The 24,682-nt window shown below is 70.7% G+C and carries 19 protein-coding genes; 5 read left to right on the plus strand and 14 right to left on the minus strand.

Going from position 1 to position 24,682, the window contains the following annotated elements:
- Positions 1-12 precede the first annotated feature (12 nt).
- Genes ACFYML_RS19595 through ACFYML_RS19620 form a run of 6 tightly spaced genes read right to left on the minus strand, consistent with a single transcriptional unit; the run spans position 13 to position 6,067 of the window.
- Entirely contained in the window at positions 13-888 is an 876-nt protein-coding gene (locus tag ACFYML_RS19595) for a family 3 encapsulin nanocompartment shell protein (RefSeq protein ID WP_387421974.1), read from the minus strand.
- 18 nt (positions 889-906) lie between these two features.
- Positions 907-1,746 (minus strand): class I SAM-dependent methyltransferase, encoded by an 840-nt coding sequence (locus ACFYML_RS19600; protein WP_387421975.1) that lies wholly within the window; start codon positions 1,744-1,746, stop codon positions 907-909.
- A 22-nt stretch (positions 1,747-1,768) separates the two neighbouring features.
- A complete protein-coding gene (locus tag ACFYML_RS19605) occupies positions 1,769-2,599 on the minus strand; it encodes an SDR family NAD(P)-dependent oxidoreductase (RefSeq protein ID WP_387421977.1) in 831 nt (276 codons plus the stop codon).
- A 5-nt stretch (positions 2,600-2,604) separates the two neighbouring features.
- On the minus strand, positions 2,605-3,579 hold the full coding sequence (locus tag ACFYML_RS19610) for a sulfotransferase domain-containing protein (RefSeq protein ID WP_387421978.1): 975 nt from the start codon (positions 3,577-3,579) through the stop codon (positions 2,605-2,607).
- Positions 3,576-4,748 carry an MFS transporter gene (locus ACFYML_RS19615; RefSeq protein ID WP_387421979.1) on the minus strand — a complete coding sequence of 391 codons (1,173 nt, stop codon included), beginning with the start codon at positions 4,746-4,748 and terminating at the stop codon, positions 3,576-3,578. The genes ACFYML_RS19610 and ACFYML_RS19615 overlap by 4 nt, the downstream gene beginning before the upstream one ends.
- Positions 4,745-6,067, minus strand: a complete 1,323-nt coding sequence (locus ACFYML_RS19620; protein WP_387421980.1) for a DegT/DnrJ/EryC1/StrS family aminotransferase — start codon at positions 6,065-6,067, stop codon at positions 4,745-4,747. Before ACFYML_RS19620 ends, ACFYML_RS19615 begins: the two co-directional genes overlap by 4 nt.
- 644 nt (positions 6,068-6,711) lie before the next feature.
- On the opposite strand from ACFYML_RS19620, the gene ACFYML_RS19625 reads away from it, so the two are divergent.
- Positions 6,712-9,951: a S8 family serine peptidase gene (locus ACFYML_RS19625; protein ID WP_387421981.1), complete on the plus strand. Its 3,240-nt coding sequence runs from the start codon at positions 6,712-6,714 to the stop codon at positions 9,949-9,951.
- Positions 9,952-10,013: 62 nt separating this feature from the next.
- On the opposite strand, the gene ACFYML_RS19630 is transcribed toward ACFYML_RS19625, so the two are convergent.
- Positions 10,014-11,069: a S8 family peptidase gene (locus tag ACFYML_RS19630; RefSeq protein WP_387421982.1), complete on the minus strand. Its 1,056-nt coding sequence runs from the start codon at positions 11,067-11,069 to the stop codon at positions 10,014-10,016.
- A 417-nt stretch (positions 11,070-11,486) separates the two neighbouring features.
- On the minus strand, positions 11,487-12,059 hold the full coding sequence (locus ACFYML_RS19635; RefSeq protein ID WP_387421983.1) for a histidine phosphatase family protein: 573 nt from the start codon (positions 12,057-12,059) through the stop codon (positions 11,487-11,489).
- A gap of 154 nt (positions 12,060-12,213) precedes the next feature.
- Between ACFYML_RS19635 and ACFYML_RS19640 the strand changes: the two genes are divergently transcribed.
- On the plus strand, positions 12,214-12,951 hold the full coding sequence (locus tag ACFYML_RS19640; RefSeq protein WP_387421984.1) for a hypothetical protein: 738 nt from the start codon (positions 12,214-12,216) through the stop codon (positions 12,949-12,951).
- 64 nt (positions 12,952-13,015) lie between these two features.
- On the opposite strand, the gene ACFYML_RS19645 is transcribed toward ACFYML_RS19640, so the two are convergent.
- The 4 genes from ACFYML_RS19645 to ACFYML_RS19660 form a co-directional block, all read right to left on the minus strand.
- Positions 13,016-13,408, minus strand: coding sequence for a phosphotransferase (locus ACFYML_RS19645; RefSeq protein WP_387422129.1), 393 nt, complete (start codon positions 13,406-13,408; stop codon positions 13,016-13,018).
- 164 nt (positions 13,409-13,572) lie between these two features.
- Positions 13,573-14,475 (minus strand): carbohydrate ABC transporter permease, encoded by a 903-nt coding sequence (locus ACFYML_RS19650; protein ID WP_387421985.1) that lies wholly within the window; start codon positions 14,473-14,475, stop codon positions 13,573-13,575.
- A complete protein-coding gene (locus ACFYML_RS19655) occupies positions 14,472-15,314 on the minus strand; it encodes a carbohydrate ABC transporter permease (protein ID WP_387422130.1) in 843 nt (280 codons plus the stop codon). The genes ACFYML_RS19650 and ACFYML_RS19655 overlap by 4 nt, the downstream gene beginning before the upstream one ends.
- A 183-nt stretch (positions 15,315-15,497) precedes the next feature.
- The gene (locus ACFYML_RS19660; protein ID WP_387421986.1) at positions 15,498-16,763 is read right to left on the minus strand and encodes an ABC transporter substrate-binding protein; all 1,266 of its coding nucleotides are present in this window, start codon (positions 16,761-16,763) and stop codon (positions 15,498-15,500) included.
- 273 nt (positions 16,764-17,036) lie between these two features.
- On the opposite strand from ACFYML_RS19660, the gene ACFYML_RS19665 reads away from it, so the two are divergent.
- Positions 17,037-18,203 carry an ROK family protein gene (locus ACFYML_RS19665; RefSeq protein ID WP_387421988.1) on the plus strand — a complete coding sequence of 389 codons (1,167 nt, stop codon included), beginning with the start codon at positions 17,037-17,039 and terminating at the stop codon, positions 18,201-18,203.
- A gap of 6 nt (positions 18,204-18,209) precedes the next feature.
- Here ACFYML_RS19665 and msrB read toward each other — a convergent pair whose 3' ends face one another.
- The gene (msrB, locus tag ACFYML_RS19670) at positions 18,210-18,653 is read right to left on the minus strand and encodes a peptide-methionine (R)-S-oxide reductase MsrB (RefSeq protein ID WP_387421989.1); all 444 of its coding nucleotides are present in this window, start codon (positions 18,651-18,653) and stop codon (positions 18,210-18,212) included.
- A 252-nt stretch (positions 18,654-18,905) separates the two neighbouring features.
- On the opposite strand from msrB, the gene ACFYML_RS19675 reads away from it, so the two are divergent.
- Both ACFYML_RS19675 and ACFYML_RS19680 read left to right on the plus strand, forming a co-directional pair.
- Positions 18,906-19,568, plus strand: a complete 663-nt coding sequence (locus tag ACFYML_RS19675) for a class I SAM-dependent methyltransferase (protein ID WP_387421990.1) — start codon at positions 18,906-18,908, stop codon at positions 19,566-19,568.
- 212 nt (positions 19,569-19,780) lie between these two features.
- Complete coding sequence (locus ACFYML_RS19680) at positions 19,781-20,947, plus strand: hypothetical protein (protein ID WP_387421991.1); 1,167 nt, start codon at positions 19,781-19,783, stop codon at positions 20,945-20,947.
- Between the two features lie 391 nt (positions 20,948-21,338).
- On the opposite strand, the gene ACFYML_RS19685 is transcribed toward ACFYML_RS19680, so the two are convergent.
- Positions 21,339-24,530, minus strand: a complete 3,192-nt coding sequence (locus ACFYML_RS19685) for a patatin-like protein (protein ID WP_387421992.1) — start codon at positions 24,528-24,530, stop codon at positions 21,339-21,341.
- Positions 24,531-24,682 lie beyond the last annotated feature (152 nt).

Here is a 24,682-nt window from a genome sequence, read left to right on the forward strand (position 1 = left end):
GCTTCTCGCCCGTCAGATGGTGACGACGAAGAAGCAGGTGGGCAGGTTGACCACGACCCGCTCCCAGATCTGTGCGCACAGCGCCACTCCGGGCTCGGCGAACGTGCCGGGCGGCGGCTCGGCGAACCGGATCACCGACCGGCCGGCGTCGAACAGCAGCGCACCGTGGCCGAAGTCGCCGACGATCGCGGTGCCCGGGTCGACCAGCCGGGTCCGCACGACGAAGACGCCGTTGTCCTCCACGTCCCGCAGCAGGCTCCCGGAACCGAGCAGCCGGTAGTAGTCGGCCGGGTTGATGATCAGCCCGTCGGCGGTGCTGCCCATCTGCTCGACCTCGTTGCAGGCGGCCAGGATGGTGGAGGCGAACGGGCCGGGGTCGGTGAGCCGGCCGATGTCCGGCATGTTCAGCAGCCCGCCCTCGCCGCGGAGGATGGTGTGGTTCTCGGCGGTGGCCAGCCGTACGACGAGCCGGTAGTTGATGAACTGCTCGAAGCTGGCCGGGTCGTCCCAGAGCGTGTCGGGCACCTGCACCCAGGCGGTGGTGGTGAGCAGCGGGGGGATGGGGGAGCGGTGGAAGCGGTTGGCCGCCTCGCGGCGCAGGTCCGCGCCGTCGACGGTGGGGTCACCGGGGCGGGGTGGGCTCTCGTGCCAGTAGTGCTCCTGCGGCTCCCGGGACAGGTCCACCACCTTGAGCATGTTCCGGGACGGGTAGCGGGGCTTGCGCCGTGAGCTGGTCAGCGAGTCGGTGATGGTGACGTCGTAGTCGACGCGGGTGTCGAAGCCGTCCTTGGCGAACGCCTCGACGAACACCCCGCCGGGCGACATCTGGGTCTTCCGTTCGGCGACGACCTCGGCGATCGTCCGCTTGATCGTGTCGGTGCGTTGCATAATCCGGCTTCCCTCCCGTCAGGCCGGCTTGCGGGCGACGAACATGCCCCAGCCGAACTCGTCCCGGTCGATCGCGGCCTGGATCTCGTCGCAGGATTCCGCGAAGTTGCGGATCCAGGTCCGCGCCGCCTGGTCGTCGGTTGCGGCGGCCCGCTCCCGTGCGGTCCGGCCCAGCACCTGGTACGTCTGTCGGATGTGGTGGTCGAGGCTGCGCGCGACCACGTCGACGAAGCCGGCCCGCTGCAGCGCCTCCCGGTAGCCGTCCAGCGAGTAGCCGCTGTTCCAGCGCACCCGGTCGTAGACGTGCCGCCGGGCCGCCTCGCCGATCTCCGGCTTCGGTTGCAGGAAGTCGGCGATGGCCAGCACCCCGCCCGGAGCGAGCACCCGGAACATCTCGGCGTGGCTGCGCGGCTTGTCCGGCACCAGGAACAGCGCGTCCTGGCTGACCACGTGGGTGAAGGCCCCGTCGGCGTACGGCAGGGCGGTGGCCGAGCCGTGCCGGAACGCGACGGGCAGCCCGTCGCCCCGCTCGGCGAGCTTGCCCTGGGCGAAGCGGACCCGCTCGATGCTCAGGTCCAGGCCCGCACCGCGGCATCCGGTCCGCTCGGCCAGGCGCAGCAGGAAGTTCCCGCAGCCGCAGCCGACGTCGAGCACGTTCGCCGCGGCGTCGATGCCGGCGTCGGCGGCGAGGATGTCGGAGGTCCGGTCGGCGGCCGCCGCGTAGTCGGAGTCGGCGTCGTCGGCGAAGTAGCCGGTGTGCAGGACGCCCTCGCTGTCCCAGAAGCTGAGGTACGTCTGCGTGGTCTGGTCGAAGAACTCGGAGACGTCCCGCTCGGTGAACCGGCTGGTCGTGGACATGGGCACTCCTTGCTGCGGCGGGTCAGGCGTAGGTGTCCCTGCGGACCCCGGTCAGGTGGGGCAGCTCGGGACCGGTGGCGGCGGCGCCGCCGTCGATCAGGTGCACCCCGGCGGTCACGTAGGACGCCCGTTCGCTGGCCAGGAAGGCGGCCAGCGCCGCCACCTCCTCGGGGTGGGCCAGCCGGCCCAGCGCGCTGTGGTGCCCCATCGCACGCAGCCGGGCCTCGACGTCGCCGCCGTCACCGGCCAGCCAAGCCGCCGCGCGTTCCATCGGCGGCGTGCGCACCCCGCCGGGGGCGAGCACGTTGACGGTGACCCCGCTGCGGCCGACGTCGACGGCGAGGCCCTGGGCGAACCGCACCAGCGCCGCCCGGGTCACCCCGGACAGCGTCAGCGGACCGATCGGCACGCAGGCGGTCTCCGAGGCGACGAGCAGCAGCCGACCCCAGCCGGCGGCGCGCATGTGTGGCAGCGCGGCCAGCGAGACCCGGACCGCGGGCAGTAGCACCCGGTCGACGGCGTCGCGGTAGTCCGCCGCCTCGAACGCGGTGGCGGTGCCGATCGGCGGGCTGCCGCCGCTGACCAGCAGCACGTGCAGGCCGCCGAGGTCCGCGGCGACCTGGTCGACCCAGTGCGTGGCGGCGTCGGCGTCGGTCAGGTCCACCCGGCTGGCGCTGACCCGCCCGGTGGCGATCGCGGCCAGTTCCCGTTCGGCGGCGGCGAGCCGGTCCGGGTCGCGGCCGCAGACGGCCACGTGCGCGCCCTCGGCGGCGAACTCCCTGGCGCACGCCAGCCCGATGCCGCTGGTGCCGCCGGCGACGAGGGCCACCCGTCCCGTCAGCCCGAGATCCATGTCGGTCACCTCTCCGTCGCGTCGGCCGCCGATGACACCCCGCCGGCGTGCCGGGGCCTGCGGCCCGTCCCGCCGGCCTGGTAGCCGTACCGGGTGAACAGCGGCCAGGCCAGCGCGGTCACCGCCAGCCGTTGGCCGCGGGTCAGCGTCCGCCGCCACGCGTCGTCGGCGTCCCGCACGGTGGTGGGGCCGGTGCGGAACCGGTCCGGGTTGCCGGTCACCGTGTGGTTGCCGTGCAGCTCGACGGTGCGGTCGCGGACCGGGTTGCCGGCCGGGTCGGCCCCGACCAGCCGGAGCAGCGCGTCGACGGTGGCGGCCGGGTCGGCGATGAACTCCTCGTACCGCAGGAACATCGACCGCTGCGGGTGCCGGCGGGTGATCGCCGCCGAGGCCAGGTTGAACCCGTGCCAGTACGCGGTGCTGCGCGCGGCCGACATGGCGTAGACGTACTCTTTCGGCTCGCGCCACGAGTGCGCCACCGCGCGGGGGTCGCGTACCAGGTGCAGGTAGTACGTGGTGATCCCGGGGACGTGCGGCAGCAACGCCGCCTCGCCGGGGATCTTGGTGCTGTCCACGATGACGTGCGCGCCGGTCCGCTCGGCGACCGCCCGGTAGACCCTGCTCATCAGTGCCGCGTGCGTCCGGGTCGGCTCGTCGTACGCGCCCCGGCGCAGCAGCCGCCAGGTGTGCCGGGTGCGGACCCGGGTGCGCTGCCGCCGGATGACCTCGGCGGCGTGCGCCTCCAGCGAGCCGCCGGCGGGCATGCCGATCGGCAGGATCTCGGACCACAGCGGACAGTCGGTCAGTCGGCCACCGCAGCCGCAGCGGTCGTTCACCCCCCGGCCGGTGGCGTTCTTCCACAGAAAGTGCAGTTCGCCGACGTGCAGGAAGCCGGGCACCTCGCCCAGGACGTTGCCGATGATGGTGCTGCCGTTGCGGCACCATCCGGTGATGCTGAGCACGGTCAGCGACTCGTTCATGCGACCACCTCCGCTGTTGGCGCCGGGGCCGGGCGGCCGATCCGTACCGCCATCACCGCCGCCACCGCGGCACACGCCGCCCCGGCGGCGAAGACCGCCGGATAACCGAGCCCGGCGGCGACCAGGCCGGTCAACGGACCCCACACCGCCAGGCCGAGGTCCCAGAAGGACGTGTACGCCCCGATCGCGGCGCCCTGCCGGGCCGGGTCCGTCCGGTTGAGCACCATCAGCGCCAGCGACGGGTGCAGCAGGGAGAACCCGACGCCCATGACGACGCCGCCGGCCACGGCGACGGGCAGGTTCGGCGCAACCGCGATGACCAGCAGGCCGGCCGCCTCGCCGACGCCGCACCACGCGGCCACCCGCCGGGGGCCGAGCCGGTCGGGCAGGTGGCCGATGACCAGACGGGTGCCGGCGTAGACGGCGCTGAAACAGCTCAGCACCACCACGCCGTGCCCGACGCCCCGGGACTGCAGATGCAGCACCACGAACGCGGCCAGGCCGGCGTATCCGGCGGCGCCGAAGGTGAGCGCGACGCCGGGCAGCAGCGCCGGTCGCACGAGCAGCCCGCCGCTCCCGCCCGTCGGAGCGGTCCGCGGCGCCGGCGCCAGGGCGACCAGCCCGGCGGCGAGCAGTGGCGCGGCGGCGCTGAGCGCCCACACCGCCGGATAGCCGGCCGGCTGCACGCTGGCGCCGAGGAAGGTGCCGGCCGCGATGCCGCCCCACATGCTCACCCCGTACAGGCCGATGAGCTGTCCGCGCCGGCTGTGCGGGGCGAGGGAGACGGTCCACACCGCTCCCGCGGTGAACAGCGCGGCCTCGCCGGCACCGAGCAGCAACCGGACCGTCACCAGTGCCGGCACGTTGAGCGGTGCCAGGTAGAGCAGGCCGCCGGCGGCCAGCACGAGCGCTCCGACCAGCATCACGGTGCGGTGCCCGAACCGGTCGGCGAACGCCCCGGCAACCGGACGCACCAGCAGCGCGGTCACCGCGGTGCCGGTGACGACCAGCCCGACGACGAGATCACCGGCCTGGTGGCGCTCGCGCAGGAAGTCGGGGAGCACCGGGATCACCGCGGTCAGCCCGAGGTAGCCGGCGAACAGCCCCCCGAAGATGCCGACCAGGGCCAGCCGGGGCAGGCGGCCCTCCCGCGTGTCTGCGGCGGTCATGGGCGTAGCGGCCGGGCCGGCGCGGCGTCGCGGGCGGCGGCCACCTTGCGGACCGCCCGCACCAGGTCGTCGCAGTCGTCGAGAGTGAGGTTGGAGGACAGCGGCACGTCAACGGTCTCCGCCAGCAGCCGGGCGGTGCATGGCAGCAGCGCCCGGACATCGGCCGGGTCGGCGCCGCCGTACAGGAAGCGCCAGTTCCAGAAGGCGCGGACGTTGAGGTCGTCGTCGGCGCCGATGTTGCGGGCGCCGACGCCCTCCGCCCGCAGCGCGCGGGCGAACCAACCCGCGTCGCCGCCGGGCACCCGGAACACGAACGCCTCGCCAAGGTACGCGCCGGGCGCGACCGGCCGGCGGACCGCGATGCCGGCCAGGTCGGCCAGGGCAGTGGCGACGTGGGCGTAGTTGCGGTGGAACAGGGCCAGCCGTTGGGGCAGCCTGGCCAGTTCGGCGCGGAGCAGGGCGGCCCGGATCTCGTCCATCCGCATGCTGAGCAGGGGCAGGTCGAGGCCGGTGAGCGGCGGTTCGGCGTCCGGGAAATGCCGCCGCAGGCGCCCCTCGTACGCCCCGGACAGGGCGACCGCGCGGGCGAACAGAGTGCTGTCGTCGGTGACCAGGAACCCACCCTCGCCGCAGTTGAGCGCCTTGTCGGACTGGGTGCTGAAGGCTCCGGCGGCGCCGAACGTGCCGAGCTTGCGGCCGTTGAGTTCCGCCCCGAGCGCCGGAACGGCGTCCTCGATCAGCGGCACCCCCATCTCGGCGGCGAAGGCCGCGAGAGCCTCGACGTCTGCGGCGAAGCCGCGCATGTGTACCGCCACGATGGCCCGGATCTCCGGCCGCCACCGCCGGCGCAGGTCATCGAGATCCATCCGCAGGTCCTCGTCGACCTCGACCAGAAACGGCCGGCAGCCGGCCAGCACAATCGCGCTGGGCGTGGCGACGAAAGTGAATCCCGGGCAGGCGACCAATGATCCGTTCGGCACCGTCGCGCCCATGATGGCCAGCGCCAGGGCAGCGGTGCCGCTCGAAACCGCGAGAGCGTGTCGGGTGCCGAAATAGCGGCACAACTCGTCCTCGAACCGGCCGCATTCGGTTTCGTTCTGCGGGCGATGGTCGTATCGGAAGTAGAGATGACTTCGGACGGCACGAAAAGCGGCTTCCTCATCCTCCGGGTGGACGAAGACAGCGCCCTTGTCGTACGTGGGCCAGGCGGTGTGACGGACCGGGCTGCCGCCGTGGAGGGCGAGCTGTCTGCCTGGTTCGGCGCTGTGTGACGCCGGCATCGGCCGGGTCGGCGCGGGAGCTTCGTTGTTCCCGTTCACCAGCGGCTCCTCGGGGCAGCGGCGGCTTTCCGATTCGCGTGACCGGATCTGCCCGCCGCGTCAGGGGCGGGACGAGCCGGGTGGTCGCGGTCGGAGACGCAATCCCGTCGAGGACCAGGAAGCCGCCGGATCCGACATTGACCGGGTCGCAGATCCAGTGACCAATATGATTGCCCTTCGGGTCCGACACGTCAACCATGCATTCACAAAGATGCGCGGCCGGCCGCTCGTCGGACCGCTGCTATGTGGATGCTCGATCGGCCGCGCCGGCGACAAATGCGAATTGTCGCCTGTGGATGCCGAACGCGACCGACGCATCGTGGCGCCGCTCCGCTGCCGGCTCTCGACCCGGGCCCTCGCCTGGCCGAACGCGGCCGACGTCACCCGCCGCGCCAGCGACCAGCCGGTGCTGGCCCCGGGGTCGGATCGGTTCCGGCAGCGGCACGTCGTGGCTCGAGATGCGCGTCGCAGTGACCGGTGGATGGGCCGGCGGAGAGCCATGCCGCGCCCCCCGCACCCCTAGCATTCGGCGGCCTGTCAGGCACCTTCCAAATTGCTCACCTGGTTCAGCAACTTATCGACCCGGCCCGAGCGTCTCTACAAGCGACAGTCAAGGCGGACTGCTCGAATGAACGGGGAGGCCTATGCGTTCCAGCAGAAGCACAAGAGCATTGCTGGCCGGGGGGATCGTCGCTGCGTTGCTGGCGGGCGCGCCCGGCACCGCGGGCGCCAAGCAGGCGGCCGCACCTCAAGCGGCCAAGTCCGCGCCGGCCACGGGAGAGGCTCGGACCGTGACGCTGATCAGCGGTGACCGGGTGACCGTGCTCGGCAACGGCCGCGTCAGCGCCACGCCGCGAAAGGGCGTCACGTTCCACAGCTACCGGACCGGGGGACACCAGTACCTCATCCCGTCCGACGCCGTGCCGCTGCTCCGGGCAGACCGGCTCGACCAGCGGCTGTTCGACCTGACCGAACTGCTCGCAGCGCAGGCCACAAGCCCGTCGTCGCTGCGCCTGATCGTCTCCGGCGCCACCACGGCACCCGGCCTGTCCGCCCAGCGGCGACTTCCCGCGGTGCAGGGCTTCACCGCCGAGACGCCCATCGCGTCGCTCGCCGACCGCTGGCAGGCGACCCGCACCGGCCTGACCAGGGGCAAGATCTGGCTCGACGCCGTACGCAAACCCGCGCTGGACCAGAGCGTCCCGCTGATCGGCGCGCCCGCGGCCTGGTCCGCCGGCTTCGACGGCACCGGCGTCCGCGTCGCCGTACTCGACACTGGCATCGACACCGCGCACCCTGACCTGGCCGGGAAGATCTCCGCACGGCAGAACTTCACCGAGGGCGAGGAGGACGACCGCGACCACGTCGGCCACGGCACCCACGTCGCGTCCACCATCGCGGGCAGCGGCGCCGGCTCCGGCGGGAAGTACAAGGGCGCCGCTCCCGGCGCGTCCCTGCTCGACGGCAAGGTCTGCGTCGAGTTCGGCTGCCTGGAGTCATGGATCGTGGCCGGCATGCAGTGGGCCGCCGAGTCCGGGGCGGACGTGGTCAACATGAGCCTCGGCGGACCGAACACCCCCGAGGTCGACCCGCTCGAGCAGGCCGTCAACAGCCTGACCGCGCAGCACGGCACGCTGTTCGTCATCGCGGCGGGCAACGACGGCGCGGACGACACCGTGGGCTCCCCGGCCACCGCCGAGGCGGCGCTGGCCGTCGCGGCCTTCACCAAGTCCGACGAACTCGCCGAGTTCTCCAGCCGGGGCCCCAGCGCCGACGGCTGGGCCGTCAAGCCCGAGATCGCCGCGCCCGGCGTCGACATCGTCGCAGCGCGCAGCAAGGACGGCTTCCTCGGCGAACCGGGTCAGCTCTACATGCCGCTGGACGGCACCTCGATGGCCACCCCGCACGTCGCGGGCGCGGCCGCGCTGCTGAGCCAGGCGCACCCGCAGTGGACCCCCGCCCAGCTCAAGGCGGCGCTCATGGCCTCCGCCAAGCCGGCCAGCGGCGTCGGCGTGTTCGCGCAGGGAGCGGGTCGGGTGGACGTGGCTCGAGCGATCACCCAACAGGTCACGACCACGCCGACGTCGGTGACGTTCGGGTTGCAGGAGTGGCCGCACGCCGACGACGACGTGCGCAGCAGCGTCGTCACCTACCACAACGGCGGCAACTCCGCGGTGACCCTGCAGCTCGCGCTGACCACCGCCGCGCCGGCCGGAATCTTCTCACTCAGCGCCGACACGGTGACCGTGCCGGCCGGCGGGCAGGCCTCGGTGACGCTCACCGCCGACACCCGCCAGGGCGGCGACGTGACCGGCGGCCTGGGCGGCCAGGTCACCGCGACCGCGGCAGGCGTCTCGGTGCAGACGCCCTTCGGCGTGGTACGCGAGGAGCTCAAGCACCCGGTGAAGGTCACCGCGACCGAGCGTGACGGCGACCCGGCCGAACGCGCGTTCACGGTGATCCTGAGCAAGACCGACCGCCGGGAGTACCTGACCTTCGGCGCGAGCGCCGACCTGCGCCTGCCGCCCGGCGAGTACTTCGCGTTCAGCTGGGTCAACGAGCAGAACGGGGACAGCTACAGCACCTCGCAGCTGGTGTATCCGAAACTCTCGGTCAGCGGACCGGACACGGTGGCGATGGACGCCCGCGGCGCGAAGGGCTTCGACGTCACGGTGCCCGACCCGAAGGCGGTGCCCCTGCTGACGTCGTACGGCGCGAGCTATGTCGAAGGCGCGAACTTCGGCCTGGAAGTCGGGGTCTTGGGCAGCGACTTCACCTCGATGTTCGCCAAACTGGTCGGGCCCAAGCCGGCGAAGGGCCTGAGCTCCCAGCTCACCGGCACCCTGGCCGAGGTGGACGAGCAGGGCGACCCGACCCGTTCGCGGTACGTCTACAACGTCGGCTGGCACAGCAAGAACGACCTGCTCGGCGGGCTGGTCAAGCACCTGCGGCCGCAGGACCTGGCCACAGTGAAGGCCTCGTACGCGGCGGCGGCGGCGGGCACCAACGGCGTGAAGCTGTCCTTCCTCGCCCCACCGGGCGGCAGCGGCGGCTGGGCGACCGGCTGGCCCACCCCGCTCCCGTTCACTCGCACGGAGCTCTACGCGGGTGACGCGCCATGGCAGAACGAGTTGATCGTGGAGCTGCCGGCCGAGGGTGAGGATTGGCCGGAACTGCTGACCGACCAGGGCGCGCTGGCCACGTACCGCGCGGGGGTCACCTATCAGGAGCAGTGGAACAAGGGTGTGTTCGGGCCGAGCGTGGCGCCGTTCTTCCCCGGCGCCGTGCCGGCGCTGCGTGAGGGCGACGTCATGTTCATCTCACCCACGCTGCTCGGCGACGGCCAGGGACGCGCCGGCTTCGGGAGGATCACCTCGGGGCACGGGGCGCTCTACCGCAACGGCACGCTGATCGCCGAGTCCAACCAGGCTCCGAGCGTGTTCGCCGAGGACGTGGCGCCGGGCGGGGCGACGTTCCGCTTCGACGGCAGCCTGGAGCGCGACACGCGCCTGACCACCAAGGTGTCGGTCAGCTGGACGTTCCGCTCAGCGCACACCGACAGGCTCAAGGCGCTGCCGCTGACCGCGGTCAGCTTCGCGCCGCTGCTTGACGACCACAACGTCGGCAAGGCCGGCAACCTGGGCGTCTACCCGGCGACGATCACCCAGACCGAAGGCTCGGGACGTGTGGTCAAGCTGGCCGTGCAGGTGTCGTACGACGACGGGAAAACCTGGACGAAGGCGCCGGTGCTGAACCACGGCGGGTCGTGGCAGGTGTCGGTGCCGCACCCGAAGGCGGGCTTCGTGTCGCTCAAGGCCTCGGGCTCGGACGCGATGGGCAACACCTTCGACCAGACCGTCATCCGGGCGTACGAGCTGCGCTGATCATCCGTACGAAGCGGCCCCGGCGACCATCACCGGTCGCCGGGGCCGCTTCCTCTGCTGGATCAGAAGTTGAGCGTGTAGAGCAGTCGGTTGGGGGTACCGCTGCCCGGCGACGACACCACACCGGTCGTGGCGTTGCTGTTGATTGCCGATGCCACCGTCGCCGGTGACGCCGACGGGTTGTTGGCCAGGTAGAGCGCCGCCGCGCCCGCCACATGCGGCGTTGCCATCGAGGTGCCGCTGATCGTGTTGGTGCCGCTGTCGCCGGAGTTCCAGGACGACGCGATGTCCACACCCGGCGCGAACAGGTCGACGCAGGTGCCGTAGTTCGCCCACGACGCCTTCTTGTCGGTGCTGTCGGTCGCCGAGACCGTCACCGCCTCCAGGACCCGGGCCGGGGAGGAATTGCAGGCGTTCTGCGGCAGGCCGAGGAAGTTGCCGTTACCGGCCGCGATCGCGTACGTCACACCGGCCGCGATCGACCTCCTGACGGCGTTGTCCAGCGTGGTGTCCGCACCGCCGCCGAGAGACATGTTCGCGACCATCGGCTGGCTCGGGTTGCTGTTCTTCTGTGCGGTCACCCAGTCGATACCCGCCACCACACCGGAGGTGCTTCCACTGCCCGAGCAGTTGAGCACCTTGACGGCGATGAGGCTGACGCCCTTGGCCACGCCGTAGGATGCGCCGCCGACCGTACCGGCGACGTGCGTGCCGTGCCCGTTGCAGTCGGTGTTGTTGCCGTCCCCGGTCGTGTTCGTACCCCAGGCCGCCCGGCCGCCGAAGTCGGTGTGGGAGATCCGGATACCGGTGTCGATGATGTACACCTTCACGTTGGTCGCCGTGGTGTTGTAGGTGTAGGAGCCGCTCAACGGCCGGTTGCGCTGGTCGATGCGGTCCAGACCCCACGACGGCGGGCTGGTCTGCGTCGCGGTGCTGGTGAAGACGCCGTCCTGCTGCACGTATGCCACCCGCGGGTCGGCGGCGAGCCGGCGTGCCTGCCGCTCCGACATGCGGCCGGAAAAGCCGTTCAGCACGCTGTGGTACTGGTGGGTCACGGACGCGCCGTGCTTACCGGCGACGGCGCTCGCCTGGTCACCCGCGCCATCTTTCAGCACCACGATGTAGCTACCCGCTACCGACGCACCGGCCGCAGCCCTGACCGTGCCTTCCGCTGGAGCGGCGCTTGCCGCAGTGCCAACGCCGATCGCGGCGGTCGTGACCACCGCAGCGAATCCGACTGCCAGAAACCTCCTGGCGCATGCGGAATCTGCCATCTGCTTCCTCCCCTTCCGGTCCCCTCTGGAGCACCGACCGGCTGATCAGCTACTCAACCAATCGATGGAAGGAAGTTAGCTGTTTGGTCAACGGATCGGAAGACTTGCATGTTGCCGGAGGTGGTCCCACGCGAAGACGGGGGTATATGTCCTGGGCCGCGCTGGCCCAGGGCGAGCGGACGGGGCGCCTGCTTGTTGCAGTGCACACCGCCAGCAATCAGCCACCCGCCGAACCGTGCGCGCTGGCCCGGCGGGATCGGATCAGAGGTGCCCGGTGTCGTTGAAGCAGACCAGGGTCGACGGTCGGTCGGTGTCCCACTGCACGATGGTCAGCCCGCAGTTCTCCTGGTTGAGGCCCATCCACCGCCAGGTCGGAGCGTCGAGGACGTGCCGGACGAACCAGCCGATCACGAAGTTGTGCGTGATCACGAGCTCCTGCCGGTCCTCGCCGTCGGCGGTACCGAAGTGCTCGACGGCGGCCTGCAATCCGGCAGCGTCCTCGTCGCGCTCCTCGCTCGGCACCCGGTCCAGCCAGGGGAGAAAGCGTTCGGGGTACTCGCTGCGGTGTTCGACGGAGGGCACCGGCGTTCGATCCATGGCGAAGTCGCAGCCGTGCCGTGGGACGTCTGGCAGGTAGTCGGCGATCACGTCCGCGGTCTGGACCGCCCGGGGAAGCTGGCTGTGGTGGATCGCCGAGAACGGGATGCCCTTCAGCCGTCGGCCGAGCCGATCTGCCTGATGGCGGCCAAGTTCGGAGAGGCCGCCTTCTGCCGTATGGCCGAGCGTTGGGTCCTGCTCGCCGTGACGAACCAGGTACAAGAGCGTGCGAGCCATCGTTGCTGTCCCTTCGGTCGGGCCGGCGTTCCAGACGATCATGGCAAACGTCAGGTGGATTGGAGGTCAAGCAGCCTCAGGAGGCAGGCCCCGGTCGCCGACGGCAGCCGGCCCTGCCTGAGGGAGTGCCGTGTCGGCAGGCGATGATCGTGCAATGGGCATTCCAGTACCCCTGCGCGAGTCGTTGCACGATCCGGCATTCTGGGCGCGGTACACCTTCGCGGCGGAGGACGGCCCCGGCGCCGATCGGCTCGGCGTCCTAGCGGAGCTGCTCGACGAAGATGACGATGAAGATGACGAGCGGGACAGCGCGCTCAACGTCACCTTCGACGTCGGTGGCGGCCATCTCGTCCTGCTCGACGTCGACACCCGGCTCGGCTCGTACGAGCTGGGCATCACCGGACCGGGTTTCGCCGAGCCTGCCGAGCTGGGGTGGGACGACCTGGCGCACTGGCACCCGTACGCGCTGCGCTGGTCGGAGGTCGACCTGATCTGCAGGGCAGTCGCCGTGCGGGATCCACTGCTGTCGCACCCCGGTGCGCCGATCGCCTTGCTCTGCCGGTTCGCCGCAGTCTTCGAGGACGACGACGTGGACGCCGCCGTTGCCAGCGTGGACGCGGCGTACGGCGCGCTGCGGCCCCGGGGCTGGGACGGCTACTGGCCCAGTGGCGCCGACTGGCTCGAACGCGCCGACTTCCGCGGCCAACAGGTGGTGTGGCACCGCGACGAGGCAGGCAACCGGTGGGCTGAGCAAGACGACGACCACGACGCCGACTTCTACAGCACCCGGGTAACACCGCCAACGGAGGCCGAGGAGCGGTTTCCGCATACCCGGCTCAGGAAGCTGCTGGCCGCCGCCGCGACCACGGTATCGACCGGGTGCCGACCCTAACCCGTTGAAAGCTCCGCGAAGGCCACGCCAGGATGTCGTGCCCTCGCCGGTGCCGAGAGCGCTGTCATGCGCAGGTCAGTGCGGCGGCGAACGTCTCCTGGTTGGCCTCGAAGTAGGCGAGTTCGCGTTGGGTCCAGGCGAGCACTTCGGCAGAGCGTGCGCGCGGGTTCGAGGCCGCTCCGTCCTCGAGGATGTCTCGCCAGAATGCCTCATTGCGGCGCAACCGCCCGCAGATGGCGGCCGGCAGACGGCCACAGTCGGTCGGATCTAGGCCGTAGGCGTCTGCCAGGGTCCGCACCTGGCGGGCCTGTTCTATCGCGGGCCCCCGGTCGGGCCGCGACGAGATGCACCACGCCCACGCCATGTATCCCACGTCCTCCAACGGCTGGCCAGGCGCCGCGAAGTCGAAGTCGATCCACGCGACCGGCTGGCCGTCGCGGAAAACCGTGTTGTTCAGGGCGACGCAGGCGAGGCGGGACGGCGCACCGTGTCGCCAACCCGGACCACACCAGCCGTCAAGCGCCCGCCGGCCAGGGGTTGCTCCACGTCATGCTCACTGCCCGGGCCCATTCCGCGACCCTAACGGCCGCGGACACTGAGTCATCTTGTAGACGGGTGGGCTCAGCTCTTGACCGAGCCTGCCATCAGCCCGCCGATGAACCAGCGGCCCAGCACGATGTACACAAGCAGGGTCGGCAGCGACGTGATGAGCGCCCCTGCCATCGAGGCCGCGTAGTCCGGGGACTGAGCGCCGGCCAGCGCGTTCAGCGCGATGGTGATGGGTCCGTTGCGGGTGTTCGACATGAAGATGGCGAACAGGTAGTCGTTCCAGGCCGAGGTGAACTGCCAGATGATGGTCACCACGAAGCCGGGCGCGGACAGCGGCAGGATCACCGAGGCGAACGTGCGCAGCATCCCGGCCCCGTCGACCCGGCTCGCCTCGATGAGCTCGACCGGCACGGTGGTGGCGTAGTAGTTGCGGAAGATCAGCGTGCAGATCGGGATGCCGTACACGCAGTGGACGAACACCAGCGTCGGGATGCCGGGCGGGAGTCCGATCTCGTGCACGATCTGACGCAGCGGGATCATGACCGCCTGGTAGGGAATGAACATGCCGAACAGGATGAGCGTGAACACCACGTCGGCACCCGGGAACCGCCACCGCGACAGCACGAAGCCGTTGGCCGCGCCGAGCGCCGAGGAGATGAGCGCCACCGGGACCGCCAGCTCGAAGGTCCGGATGAACGACGGCCGCAGCGCGGTCCACGCCTTCTCCCAGGACCCGAACGTCCACTCCGTCGGCAGGTTCCACTGGCCGTTGACGCCGATCTCCCGCCCCGACTTGAGGCTGGTGACCAGCAGTACGTAGGCGGGCATCAGGACGATGACCAGGAAGATGACCAGGAGCGCATACGTCGCGGCGCGGCCCACCGGTGAGCGCCGGTTGATTCCGCCGCGTGGCCTGCGGGCCAGCGGCTTGCTGATCGACGCCTCCGGCGCGGGCGTGACGGTGCTGGCGCTCATGAACGACGCTCCACCCGGTTGTTGTAGACGAGGTAGGGCACGATCACCACGGCGACGAGCAGCAGAAGGATGATCGAGATCGCGGCGGCCTTGGCGTAGTCGCTGGTGAGCAGCGTCTGCCAGACGTAGACCGCGGGGACCTCGGTGATCCACTGGGCGCCCGAGACCGACATGATGAGGTCGAACATCTTCATCGACATGTGCCCGAGGATGATCATGGCGGACAGGGCGGTCGGCGTCAGCTGCGGGAAGATCACGTGCCGGTACAACTGGTAGGTGCTCGCCCCGTCCATCGCCGCCGCTTCGCGCAGGTCGGCCGGGATGCCGCGGAACCCGGACAGGAACAGCGCCATCACGTAGCCCGACAGCTGCCAGATCGCCGGCAGCGCCATGGCCGCCATGCCCCAGTCGGGGTCGGTCCACCACGGGTTCTCCAGGAAGCCCAGGTGCAGGTCGTGGAAGATCCGGTTGAGGCCACCGGCCTGGTCGCCCGTGCCGGAGTTCATCAGCCAGCGCCACACCACGCCGGACGCGACGAACGACACCGCCATCGGAAACAGATACACGGCGCGGAAGAAACCTTCGCCCCGCACGCCCCGCTCCAGCAGGAACGCCCACAGCACGCCCATCAGCAGGGCCCCGACAATGAACACGACGGTGAAGATCAGCAGGTTCTTCAGCGAGTGGGTGAAGCGGCCGTTGATGTCCTCGGTGAACAGGGCGAGGAAGTTCGACAAGCCGACGAAGCCCTTGTTGCCCAGGGCGTCGTGCTCGTCGGACAGTGACAGCTTCACGGTCCAGCCGATCAGCCCGTAGACGAAGACGGCCAGCACGATCAGCGACGGGGAGACCAGCAGCAGACCCGGCAACCAACGGCGCAGTCGGGCCCGCCGTGCTCCCGGGCTCGGTCTCGGTCGGGTCCGCGGCGGCGTCGGCGTGGCGGTTCTCGTGGTCACCGGTCCTCCATCATGGACGACGCGTCGGGACAGGTCGGGGGACCTGTCCCAACGCCGCCGTCGGTTCTACTTGCTCGCGTACTGCTTCGCAGCGGCGACGAGGGCACTCTGCAGCGCCGCGACGTCACCGTCGCTGGAGAACTTGCCCTGCGCCGAGGCCACCGCGCCCTGCCAGCCCTGCGAGCAGGCCGAGCCGTGCGGGCAGGACGGGACGGGCTTGCCCTTGGCCCAGTCGGCGATCGCGGCCTGCTGGTAGGCGGGGTAGTCCGTGGCGTTGGCGTCGGTGCGGGCCGGGATCGAGCCCTTCTTGGTGTTGAAGGCCTTCTGTCCAGCGGCGCTGCCCAGCGTCTTCAGCCAGCACTTGGTGCCCTCGGGGTTCTTCGCGTTCTTGGGCAGCACGAACGAGTCGGCCAGCCATTGGTAGGCGTCGCCGTTGCCCGGGAAGACCGAGTAGTTGTAGTCCTTGAAGCCCTTGGCGTCGAGGTCGGCGGCCTCCCAGTCGCCCATGAGCTGGTAGGCGGCCTTGCCCTCCATGACGAGCTTCTCGGCGTCGGTCCAGTCGAAGGTGTCGCGGTCCTTGTTGCTGTACGACAGCAGCTTCTTGTAGTCATTGATCGCGTCGGTGATGTCCGCGCCGGCCCAGTCGGTCTGGCCGGTCCAGAGGCCGCTGAACTTCTCCGGCCCCAGCTTCGAGATCAGCACCGCCTCGAAGAGCATCTGCTGCGTCCAGTCCTTGCCGAGCGCGAGCGGCGCCGCAATCCCCTTGGCCTTGAGCGTGTCGAGCTGGGAGAAGAACTCCGGCAGCGTCGTCGCCGGGGCGGTGATGCCGGCCTGAGCCAGCACGGTCTTGTTTCCCCACAGCACGTTGGCACGGTGGATGTTGGCCGGCACCGAGTAGATCTTGCCGTCGACGGTCAGGCTGTCGACGAGTCCCTTGGGGAATGCCGAGTCCAGCCCCCACTCCTTGTACTCCGCGCTGAGGTCCTCGATCTGACCGGCCTTGATGTAGTCGGTCAACTCGGCGCCGGCATGGGCCTGGAAGGTGTCCGGCGGGTCGTTCTGTTGCAGCCGTGAGGCCAGGACCTGCTTGGCGTTGGACCCCGCACCGCCCGCGACCGCGCCGTTGACGAACTCGTACTGCGCGCAGTCGGTCTTGAACTGGGCGACCAAGCCGTCGAGGCCGGCCTTCTCGCCGCCGTCGGCCCACCAGGTGAAGACCTCGACCTTCTTGCTGCCGGCTCCGCCGTCGCCGTCGTCGGCGCCGCAGCCGCTCGCCAGCAGGGCGAGCGCCATGCCGGCCGCGGCAACGGCCGTGCGAGTGCGCAAGCGCATACGTCCTCCATCAGGTTCTCGTGGGTGTGGGGCTGTGATGGAACATGTCCAAGCTTGGTAGAAACGTCTACTGTGACCCTCGCGCTGTCGCCTGAGTTGTGTCAACTGTTGGCAATCAAAATGTGATCCCGTGGCAATGCTCCGGCCAGCTCGGCTGGTTTTGTCGATTCTTGACAGAACTCTGGCGCGGACAGGAAGATTCGCGCCGTGGCCAGGCAGCGGATCGACCCGCGGACCCTGTGGCGCCCCGGCGCCCCCGCGATCGTGCGTCGCGTGGCCACGACTCTGCGGGTGTACGGACCGAGCACTCGGGCCGAGTTGGTCGCGCTCAGCGGTCTGTCCCGGACCACCGTCTCGGCTGCCCTGGCCGACCTCGGCGCCGCCGGTCTCATCGGCGAGCGCTCCAGCACGCACGGCCCCTCCGGCGGCGGCCGGCCCGCCTCGGTCGTCCGGCTGACCCGTCGCGCCGGGCTCGCCGCCGGCATCGACATCGGCCGCCGCCACGTCCGGCTTGCCCTCGCCGACCTCGCGCACGAGGTGCTCAGCGAGCACGAGACCCGCACCGACTTCGACCTCGACGACCGGCCGGACGACGCGCTCGCGACGGCCGTCGGCCTGTTCGACGCCGCCCTTGCCGGCATCGCCGCCGGCCGCGACGACATCGTCGCCGTCGGTCTCGGCGTGCCGGCCCCGATCACCCGCGATCGGCGTATCGGCTCTCCACCGATGCTGCCCGGCTGGGCCGGCCTGCGTCCGGCCGACGCGTTCGCCGACCTGCTCGGCCGGCCTGTCCGGGCCGAGAACGACGCCAACCTCGGCGCGCTCGGCGAGTACGTCTGGGGTGCCGGCCGCGGCTGCAGCGATCTCGTCTACGTGAAGCTGGCCACCGGGGTCGGCGCCGGCATCGTGCTGGACGGCCGGTTGTATCGCGGCGCCGCCGGCACGGCCGGGGAGCTCGGTCACGTCACCCTCGACGCCCGGGGCGCAGTCTGCCGCTGCGGCAACCGCGGCTGTGTCGAGCTCGCCGTCGGGGGCCGGGCGCTGCTCGCCCACGCCCGGCAGGCCAAGCCCGAGCTGGCCGACCTCGCCGCGCTCATCGTCGCCGCCCGGGACGGCGACCCCGGCTGCCGCCGGCTCATCGCCGACGCCGGGACGCAGCTCGGCTACGCGCTGGGCAACCTGGTCAACCTCATCAACCCGCAGCGCGTCGTCCTCGGTGACGAACTCGGCACCGCCACCGACCTGCTTCGCGAGCCGTTGCAGCGCGGTCTCGCCGAGACCGCGTTCGCTGCCGCGGCCGAGGCGGTCGAGGTGGTGCAGAGCGACCTGGCGCTGCGGGCGGCGGCGTACGGTGGGATCGCGCTCGCCCTCGGGGTCGACACCGTTGCGTTCGCCACCCTTCGCCCGGCGGAGCCGGCTGACCGACCGGGGGTGCCGTAGCGGTGCTCAGGCAAACAACGCGCGGTACTCGCCGTAGCCTTCACGTTCGAGGTCGTCGCGCGGTATGAACCGAAGCGCCGCCGAGTTCATGCAGTAGCGCAATCCGCCCGCCTCCGGGGGGCCATCGTCGAACACGTGGCCGAGGTGGCTGTCCCCGTGCGCCGACCGGACCTCCGTGCGAGCCATGCCCAGGCTCGACTCCTGTGCCTCGACCACATTCTTCGATTCGATCGGCCTGGTGAAACTCGGCCAGCCGGTACCACTGTCAAACTTGTCGACGGAGGCGAACAGCGGTTCACCGGAGACGACGTCGACGTATATGCCCGGCTCCTTGTTGTCCCAATAGGCGTTGTCGAAGGCCGGCTCTGTCCCAGCTTCCTGAGTGACCCGGTACTGCTCCGGCGACAGCCTGGAAATTGCCTCGGCGCTCTTGCGGTACTCGTGCGGCACGGCGCTTCCTCCGGATATCGGTCAGCGGCAAGAAATCGGTTCATCCGGCCCCGCAGGGCGCGGCCCGAATGCCTACCCCGCGTGCCGTCGAGTAACCACCAATCCCACCGCCGCCACGTCTCGGGCTCCGGTCGGCTGCCACCGCCCACCTCGGCGTTTGCCGAACCGGCAAGATTCCTTGCCGTTTCGTGTCCCGGCGGCGCACCATCGCCCGGTCGGGGCGGCGGGCGTCCGCCCGGCGAGGAGGGCAACATGATCGAGCACGACGCGGACCCGGTGGACCCGGCGGTGGACGACACCACCGCCCGGTTCTGGGACGAGCTGTACCAACAGCGCGAGCGGGTGTGGAGCGGCCGGGCAAACGCCGTCCTGGCCGAGGTGGTGGAGCCGCTGCCGCCCGGCACCGCGCTCGACCTGGGCTGCGGTGAGGGCGGCGACGCGATCTGGCTGGCCGGCCAGGGCTGGCAGGTCACGGCCGTCGACATCTCGACCACCGCCCTGGACCGGCTCGCCGCCGAGGCGGCCCGGGCCGGCGTGGCGTCCCGGATCACCGTGGCCCGGCACGACCTGACCCGGACCTTCCCGGCGGGCCGGTACGACCTGGTCTCGGCGCAGTTCCTCCAGTCCCCGCTGGAACTGCCCCGGGAGGCGGTGCTGCGTGCGGCGGCGCGCGCGGTCGCGCCCGGCGGTCGGCTCCTGGTCGTGGAGCACGGCGCGCCGCCGCCGTGGGCCCGCGACAGCCACCCGCACGCGCGCTTCGCCAGCCCCCAGGAGATCCTCGGCACCCTCGACCTCGAGCCGGACGGCTGGCACACCGAACGGCTCGGGGCCGCGCACCGGACGGGCACGGGCCCGGACGGCGAGACGGGCAACCTCGTCGACCACGTCGTCCTGGTCCGCCGCGAGCAGCGCTGAACCACGCCAGCGAATTCGGACAAAAAAAGATCGCTGCCTGGGGGAGCGGCCTACGCGAAAAGCGTGCGGTCGCAGTTCTGGGCGTACGAGCACTATTCTTGCCCGCCGTACCGGTAAGGCCGGCGCTCAGCGCGAAAATATGGCTGGAAGCGCCGGCCAGGACAAAGCCGTCCGAGACTGCCCCCGATGCGACCGACGCGGCGTGGAGAGACATGACGAAGAAGATGCGAGGTTTGGCCGCTGTCCTGCTCGTTGCCGTTACTGCCGCGATAATCGTCGGCCGTGCCGCCGGCGCGAGCCCGTTCGAAACGGACGTCGCGACAGCGTGGTCCCATAGCGGCGCGCCGGACCCGGATGTGCCGAACAACGACGGGCCGAGGGGCGAGCCGGCCGATCTGTTCAACGGGACGGCAACCCTGAACCAGCCGAGCCGGTCCCCGTTCCCGGAGGCTATCGGCAGTCACGCCGAGAGCACCTCGATCATCTGGAACGGGCAGTACCTGATGTACTACCGGACCTTCATCAGCCCGACCGGGACCACCTGCTCCATTCCGCAAGGCGTGGCGATGGCGACCTCGAACGACCGCGGAGCCACCTGGACACCGGTCAACGGAGGACGTCCGTTGTCGGCCCTGCAGACGGTCCAGCAGGGCCAGAGCTGCCGCTTCGACGACAACGTCACGAGCACCTGGGTGTACTCGCCCGACGTCATCGCCGACGGATCCCGCTTGGTCATGGTGTTTGAGCAGCGTGACCACGACCCGAACTACGTCGCTCCAGGGCAGGGACGGAGCCTGCACTCCGTTCGATATGTCACCAGCACCGACGGGCGTAACTGGTCGAACAGCGCCCTGCTGCTTCGGCCCGGGGCGGTCGGTGCGTGGGACGACGAGGTCGGCACGCCCGATATCGAGAAGGACGGCACCGGCTACCTCCTGACGTTCCACGGGCACGACGCGACCGGGCGCCTGAAGCAGACGCGCGGGGTGGCCCGGCTCGACACGCTGGCCAGTGAATACACCGGCGTCCGTCAGAAGATCCACCTGTCGCCGACCCCGGACTGGGCCAACTTCGGCGTGGGTATGGCGGACATGACCAGGGGGGCCGACGGCTACTGGTACATCGTCTTCGAGGCCTTCTCGGGCGCCAGCGGAGCGTGCGGGCGGACGGACACCAGGACGGTGGTCGGCATCGCGCGTAGCAGTGACGCCGTGATCTGGTCGGTGGCCCCGACGCCGTTGATCTACGGCCGTGACGGGCTCAGCTGCGGTTACGACATGCCCGCCTGGCAGCTCCTCGGTGATGTTCGAGGCATCGTCACGCCCAACGACCCGCCAGAGGGCGGCAGCCTGGTGCGCTGGGACATTCTCGCCAGGTAGCGCCGGGCAAGCCGCCCGCCTGCTCAAGCGGCAACCAGAGGCGAAGCCCCTTGAGCAGCAGGCGGGCGACCGCCACGAACCGAGGAGCGGCCGGCCGCAGCCGCTCGCACAGGCCGATCAACCAGCACGCCGTCGAGAGCGCGACGAGCGCGCCGGCGGTGATGCCCTGTCGGTCGTCCTCTCAGAAGAAGCTGGCGAGGAAATTCAGGGTGGAACCGAGGAGGAGAAACGCCCGAACGCTACGAACGCGCCGCCCGCCGCCGTCGACGTGATCCGCAGCCAGGTGGGGGCACCACTCACTGCCACGACGTCCGCGTCGATCGCCCACCGCCGCATCCGGTCACTGTACGAAGGCAGCACATCGGACGCGTACCGCAAGCGCGGTATCCGCTTATCGCCGGTCGCGTCCGGACCGGCGGGGCTGTGCACGGGCGACCCACCAGCCGAGCAGGACGACGAGCACCGAAACCCCGAGTTTGATCGACAGGCTCCAGATCAGCGCCGCCGAGCCGTTGCGGGCCCAGTCCCACCACAGCACGCCACCGAGAGCGAGGAGGACGACGAGGGCCGCCGCTGCCAGGCGCACACCGACCGGCCTGGCCCGGGGCGAGAGCAGGGCAGCAGCCGAGAAGCCGGCCAGGAGAAGGAGAACAGCGAGCAGGGTCAGGGCGACCGGTACCGCAGGCACCAGCAGTGTGACGGCAAGGAGGACTCCGCCGGCCGCCACCGCGATCTCCACCGCACGCGTACCCACGGCGCTGCCGCGGGTGAGCATGGCCACCATCGCCCAGACGGCGAGGGCGTAGCCGCGGAAGGCGGAGAGGACCGCGGTCACCGGCCTGATGCGAGCCGAGTCCCCGGCGACATTGGCGAGGACGGTGGCGGTGTGCGACACGGTTCGCGCGAACGTGTCACTTCCGACGTCGCCCTCGATGCGTTCCCTGCCGATCTTCGCGGCCTCGTCCCACAGCCGCCACAGTTCCTCGGCCGGCAGGTTCTGACCGGCCTTACGGTCGGCGGCGTCAAAGGACTCCAACCAGCTGCTGCTCGTCCGGGACCGGTCGGTGCCCTCGCCGCGCACCGCGATGGCGAGGCTGGGGAGGTCTTCCCTGAGCACTGCGGTCTGGATCGGTCGGGCCATGGCTCGGGGGCAGGCGCACAACGACGGTGCATCCGGGCCAGCAATGATCTGTTCCACCTCGCGTTCGCATGCCGCCCGGTCCTGTGCCCACTGCTCGGCCAGCCACCGTCGGTCCGGTGACTGGTCGGGAACCGCGCAACGCTCGAGTGCCGCCATGAGCTGGGCCACGGCCTCCGAGGGAGCCGGCCGGGGACCGGCGGTGGCCGCCGAGCCGGGTGTCAGCAGGCACTGCCGCAATCGCTCCGGTGCCAGCAGGATCCGGATGAGCTGTTCGACCGCGTCCATCCGGCCGTGCAGCCAGTCGTTCATTCGCCAGGAGCCGCGGTAGAAGGCGCCGAAATGGTGCAGCTGGATGCCGGTCAGCCGGTCCGGGTTCACCGACGAGACCTTGGCCAGTTCCACCTCCTGCTCCGGCTCGGGGCTGGCGCTGGTGAACGCCAGCTGTACGACGTCGAGGCGGAGCATGTTCTGCAGCACGGTCTCGTCGCTCGCCCGTTCCGCACTGCCGGCAGGGCCCGCATCGGCCGTCACCGTCGGGTGCATCGCCCCGCTCGCGGCCTGGGTGGATTGCGCCGGGACGAGGAAACGGTGGAGTGCGGCAAGCCGCTGCGCCCACTCGCCGTCCGGATCGAGGACGTCGTTTCCTGCCCCGCTCACCGCCCGTACGGCTGGGGCGACCTCGCGGAGGCGCCGGGCCAGTTCGAGGGCCTGCCGGTACAGACGAGCCCGCCGGGCGGCGTCGCCGGGCGCGGGTAGGGCATCCCACGCCACCAACGCGGCTGCGAGCCATCGTTCCAGTTCTGGGAGGTTCTCGGCGGTCTGGTTCAGCGAGCCCCGGCGTGCCGGCATCGGGCCGATGCCGTACCGCGTCGGTCCGGTCGGCGCCGTGGACCAGTAGCGGTTGAGATCTTCCCGGTCGGCGTGGATCTCCTTCAGCGTGGCAGCCACCTCTTCGCGGCAGCGCACGATGGCCGCGCGTTCCGGTGACCCGAGGTGGGCCAGCCACACCGCTCGTTTGAGCAGGTCGACGGTCATGTCTGCCAGCCGTTGGACGGTGGTCTGCCCCCAGTCCCAGCTCACCCCGACTCTGCGGAGCGCCTCCGGGAAGGCGCCCTGCGGGATGAACGACATCGGCTGTCGCCGTAGCGCGGTAAGGAGTTCCTGCCCGCTCCACTGCTCGGCGGGCCGGCCACGTTGCCCGGCCGCCAGCAGCGGGGCCAGCGTTCGGGCCGCGTGCTCGGCGCGAACCTCCAGATAGGCCGGCCACGCCCGTTCGGAAAGCTGGTCGGAGGCGTCCGTCATGGTCGTCGCGAACCGGTCACGTGCCCGGCGGCGCTGCCGCGCACTGGCGTTGCGGTTGCGAATCTCCGTGAGCTCCCGGGAAACGGAGTCCGTCGCCCGCAGGCGGGTGAGGACTCCCAGCAGCACCTCGCGGGCCGACGGCAGCGGCGACGCCGGCCGGTCGGCCGCATCCGGTTCAAGCATCGCGTCGGCTGCGGGGGAGTAGACCTCGCCGGGATCCGGAGCGACGTAAGCGAGCACTCGACGCACCTGAAAGCCGCCGGTCTGCCGGTACACCGCCTCCAGCGCGGGCCTGATCGGCTTGTTGAGCAGGACTCCGCCGTCCACGACGTACTGTGCTTCGCAGAAGTTGGCTCGACCCGCCGCGGACTCCCACCGCAGGTCCCCGGCCGGGGGGCCGGGGTCCACCCGAACGAAATGCGGCTCGAACGCGCCGGGGAAGGAGGAGGTGCATCGCGCTGCGGCGGCCAACTCCCCGAGTACGGCGTCGGCGGCCAGGTCACCGCTGACGGGCCGGCCATCGCGGTAGCCGGCCCGTAGGTCGGCGAACCGGAAGGTGGCGTCGTGGTCGGTTTCGGTGATGGCGACGCCCAGGTCGTCGGTGAACGTCGTGGACCTGCCCTGCCAGAGCGTCCCGGTCAGGACCAACTCGATCGGCACCCGGTCGTCGTCGGTTCGGCTTGCGGGGCGCCGGACCTCCGAGATCACCTTCTCCAGCGCTTCCCTCACCTTCGGCAGGAAGTAGTCGTCGCCCTTGAGCAGGGACTTCGGGTTGCGGGTCAAGGGATCGCGCAACAGTCGGTCCAGGCTGCCGTGCTCGTGCCACAGGTCGCGCATGACGGACAGGTCCCCGCCCCGGGCGAGCCCGAGCGCCAGGAAGGCTCCGTTGAGACCGCCCGCCGACGTCCCTGAGATCACATCAACGCGGACGTCGGCCCGAAGCAGATCCAGCAGCGATGCGTACGCCGATCCCGCGCCTGTGCGGGCCGTGGCCAGCCGAAAGAGTTCAAGAGTGACGCCGCTGATCCAGACTGCCAGGCTGACTCCACCGGTCATGACCGCGGCAAGTCGAATGTCCTGTCGGTCGGCGTCCTGGGCAGTGGACGGCGCCCACTCCTGATCCTCCACGGTCTCGGCCATGTACTACCCGGCAGTGACTGAGTGCGCGGGAACCCGCCCGATTCGTGGAGCCATGTCCGGTATGGTACGGCTGCCTCGGGGCTTTCGAAATCCTGTCCCAGCCGACACGCCGCGCAGGCTGGGCGGGTCATGGGCCTGGCCCGGGCGAATGG

It is taken from the genome of Micromonospora sp. NPDC007230 (genome assembly GCF_042869115.1).
Lineage (GTDB): Bacteria > Actinomycetota > Actinomycetes > Mycobacteriales > Micromonosporaceae > Micromonospora.

Coding starts and splice junctions, on each gene's coding strand:
- ACFYML_RS19675 (WP_387421990.1), top strand. CDS start 18,906: ATGATCGAGCACGACGCGGACCCGGTGGACCCGGCGGTGGACGACACC.
- ACFYML_RS19635 (WP_387421983.1), bottom strand. CDS start 12,059: ATGGCTCGCACGCTCTTGTACCTGGTTCGTCACGGCGAGCAGGACCCA.
- ACFYML_RS19680 (WP_387421991.1), top strand. CDS start 19,781: ATGACGAAGAAGATGCGAGGTTTGGCCGCTGTCCTGCTCGTTGCCGTT.
- ACFYML_RS19640 (WP_387421984.1), top strand. CDS start 12,214: ATGGGCATTCCAGTACCCCTGCGCGAGTCGTTGCACGATCCGGCATTC.
- ACFYML_RS19605 (WP_387421977.1), bottom strand. CDS start 2,599: ATGGATCTCGGGCTGACGGGACGGGTGGCCCTCGTCGCCGGCGGCACC.
- ACFYML_RS19660 (WP_387421986.1), bottom strand. CDS start 16,763: ATGCGCTTGCGCACTCGCACGGCCGTTGCCGCGGCCGGCATGGCGCTC.
- ACFYML_RS19610 (WP_387421978.1), bottom strand. CDS start 3,579: ATGAACGAGTCGCTGACCGTGCTCAGCATCACCGGATGGTGCCGCAAC.
- ACFYML_RS19600 (WP_387421975.1), bottom strand. CDS start 1,746: ATGTCCACGACCAGCCGGTTCACCGAGCGGGACGTCTCCGAGTTCTTC.
- ACFYML_RS19625 (WP_387421981.1), top strand. CDS start 6,712: ATGCGTTCCAGCAGAAGCACAAGAGCATTGCTGGCCGGGGGGATCGTC.
- ACFYML_RS19615 (WP_387421979.1), bottom strand. CDS start 4,748: ATGACCGCCGCAGACACGCGGGAGGGCCGCCTGCCCCGGCTGGCCCTG.
- ACFYML_RS19595 (WP_387421974.1), bottom strand. CDS start 888: ATGCAACGCACCGACACGATCAAGCGGACGATCGCCGAGGTCGTCGCC.
- ACFYML_RS19685 (WP_387421992.1), bottom strand. CDS start 24,530: ATGGCCGAGACCGTGGAGGATCAGGAGTGGGCGCCGTCCACTGCCCAG.
- ACFYML_RS19650 (WP_387421985.1), bottom strand. CDS start 14,475: ATGAGCGCCAGCACCGTCACGCCCGCGCCGGAGGCGTCGATCAGCAAG.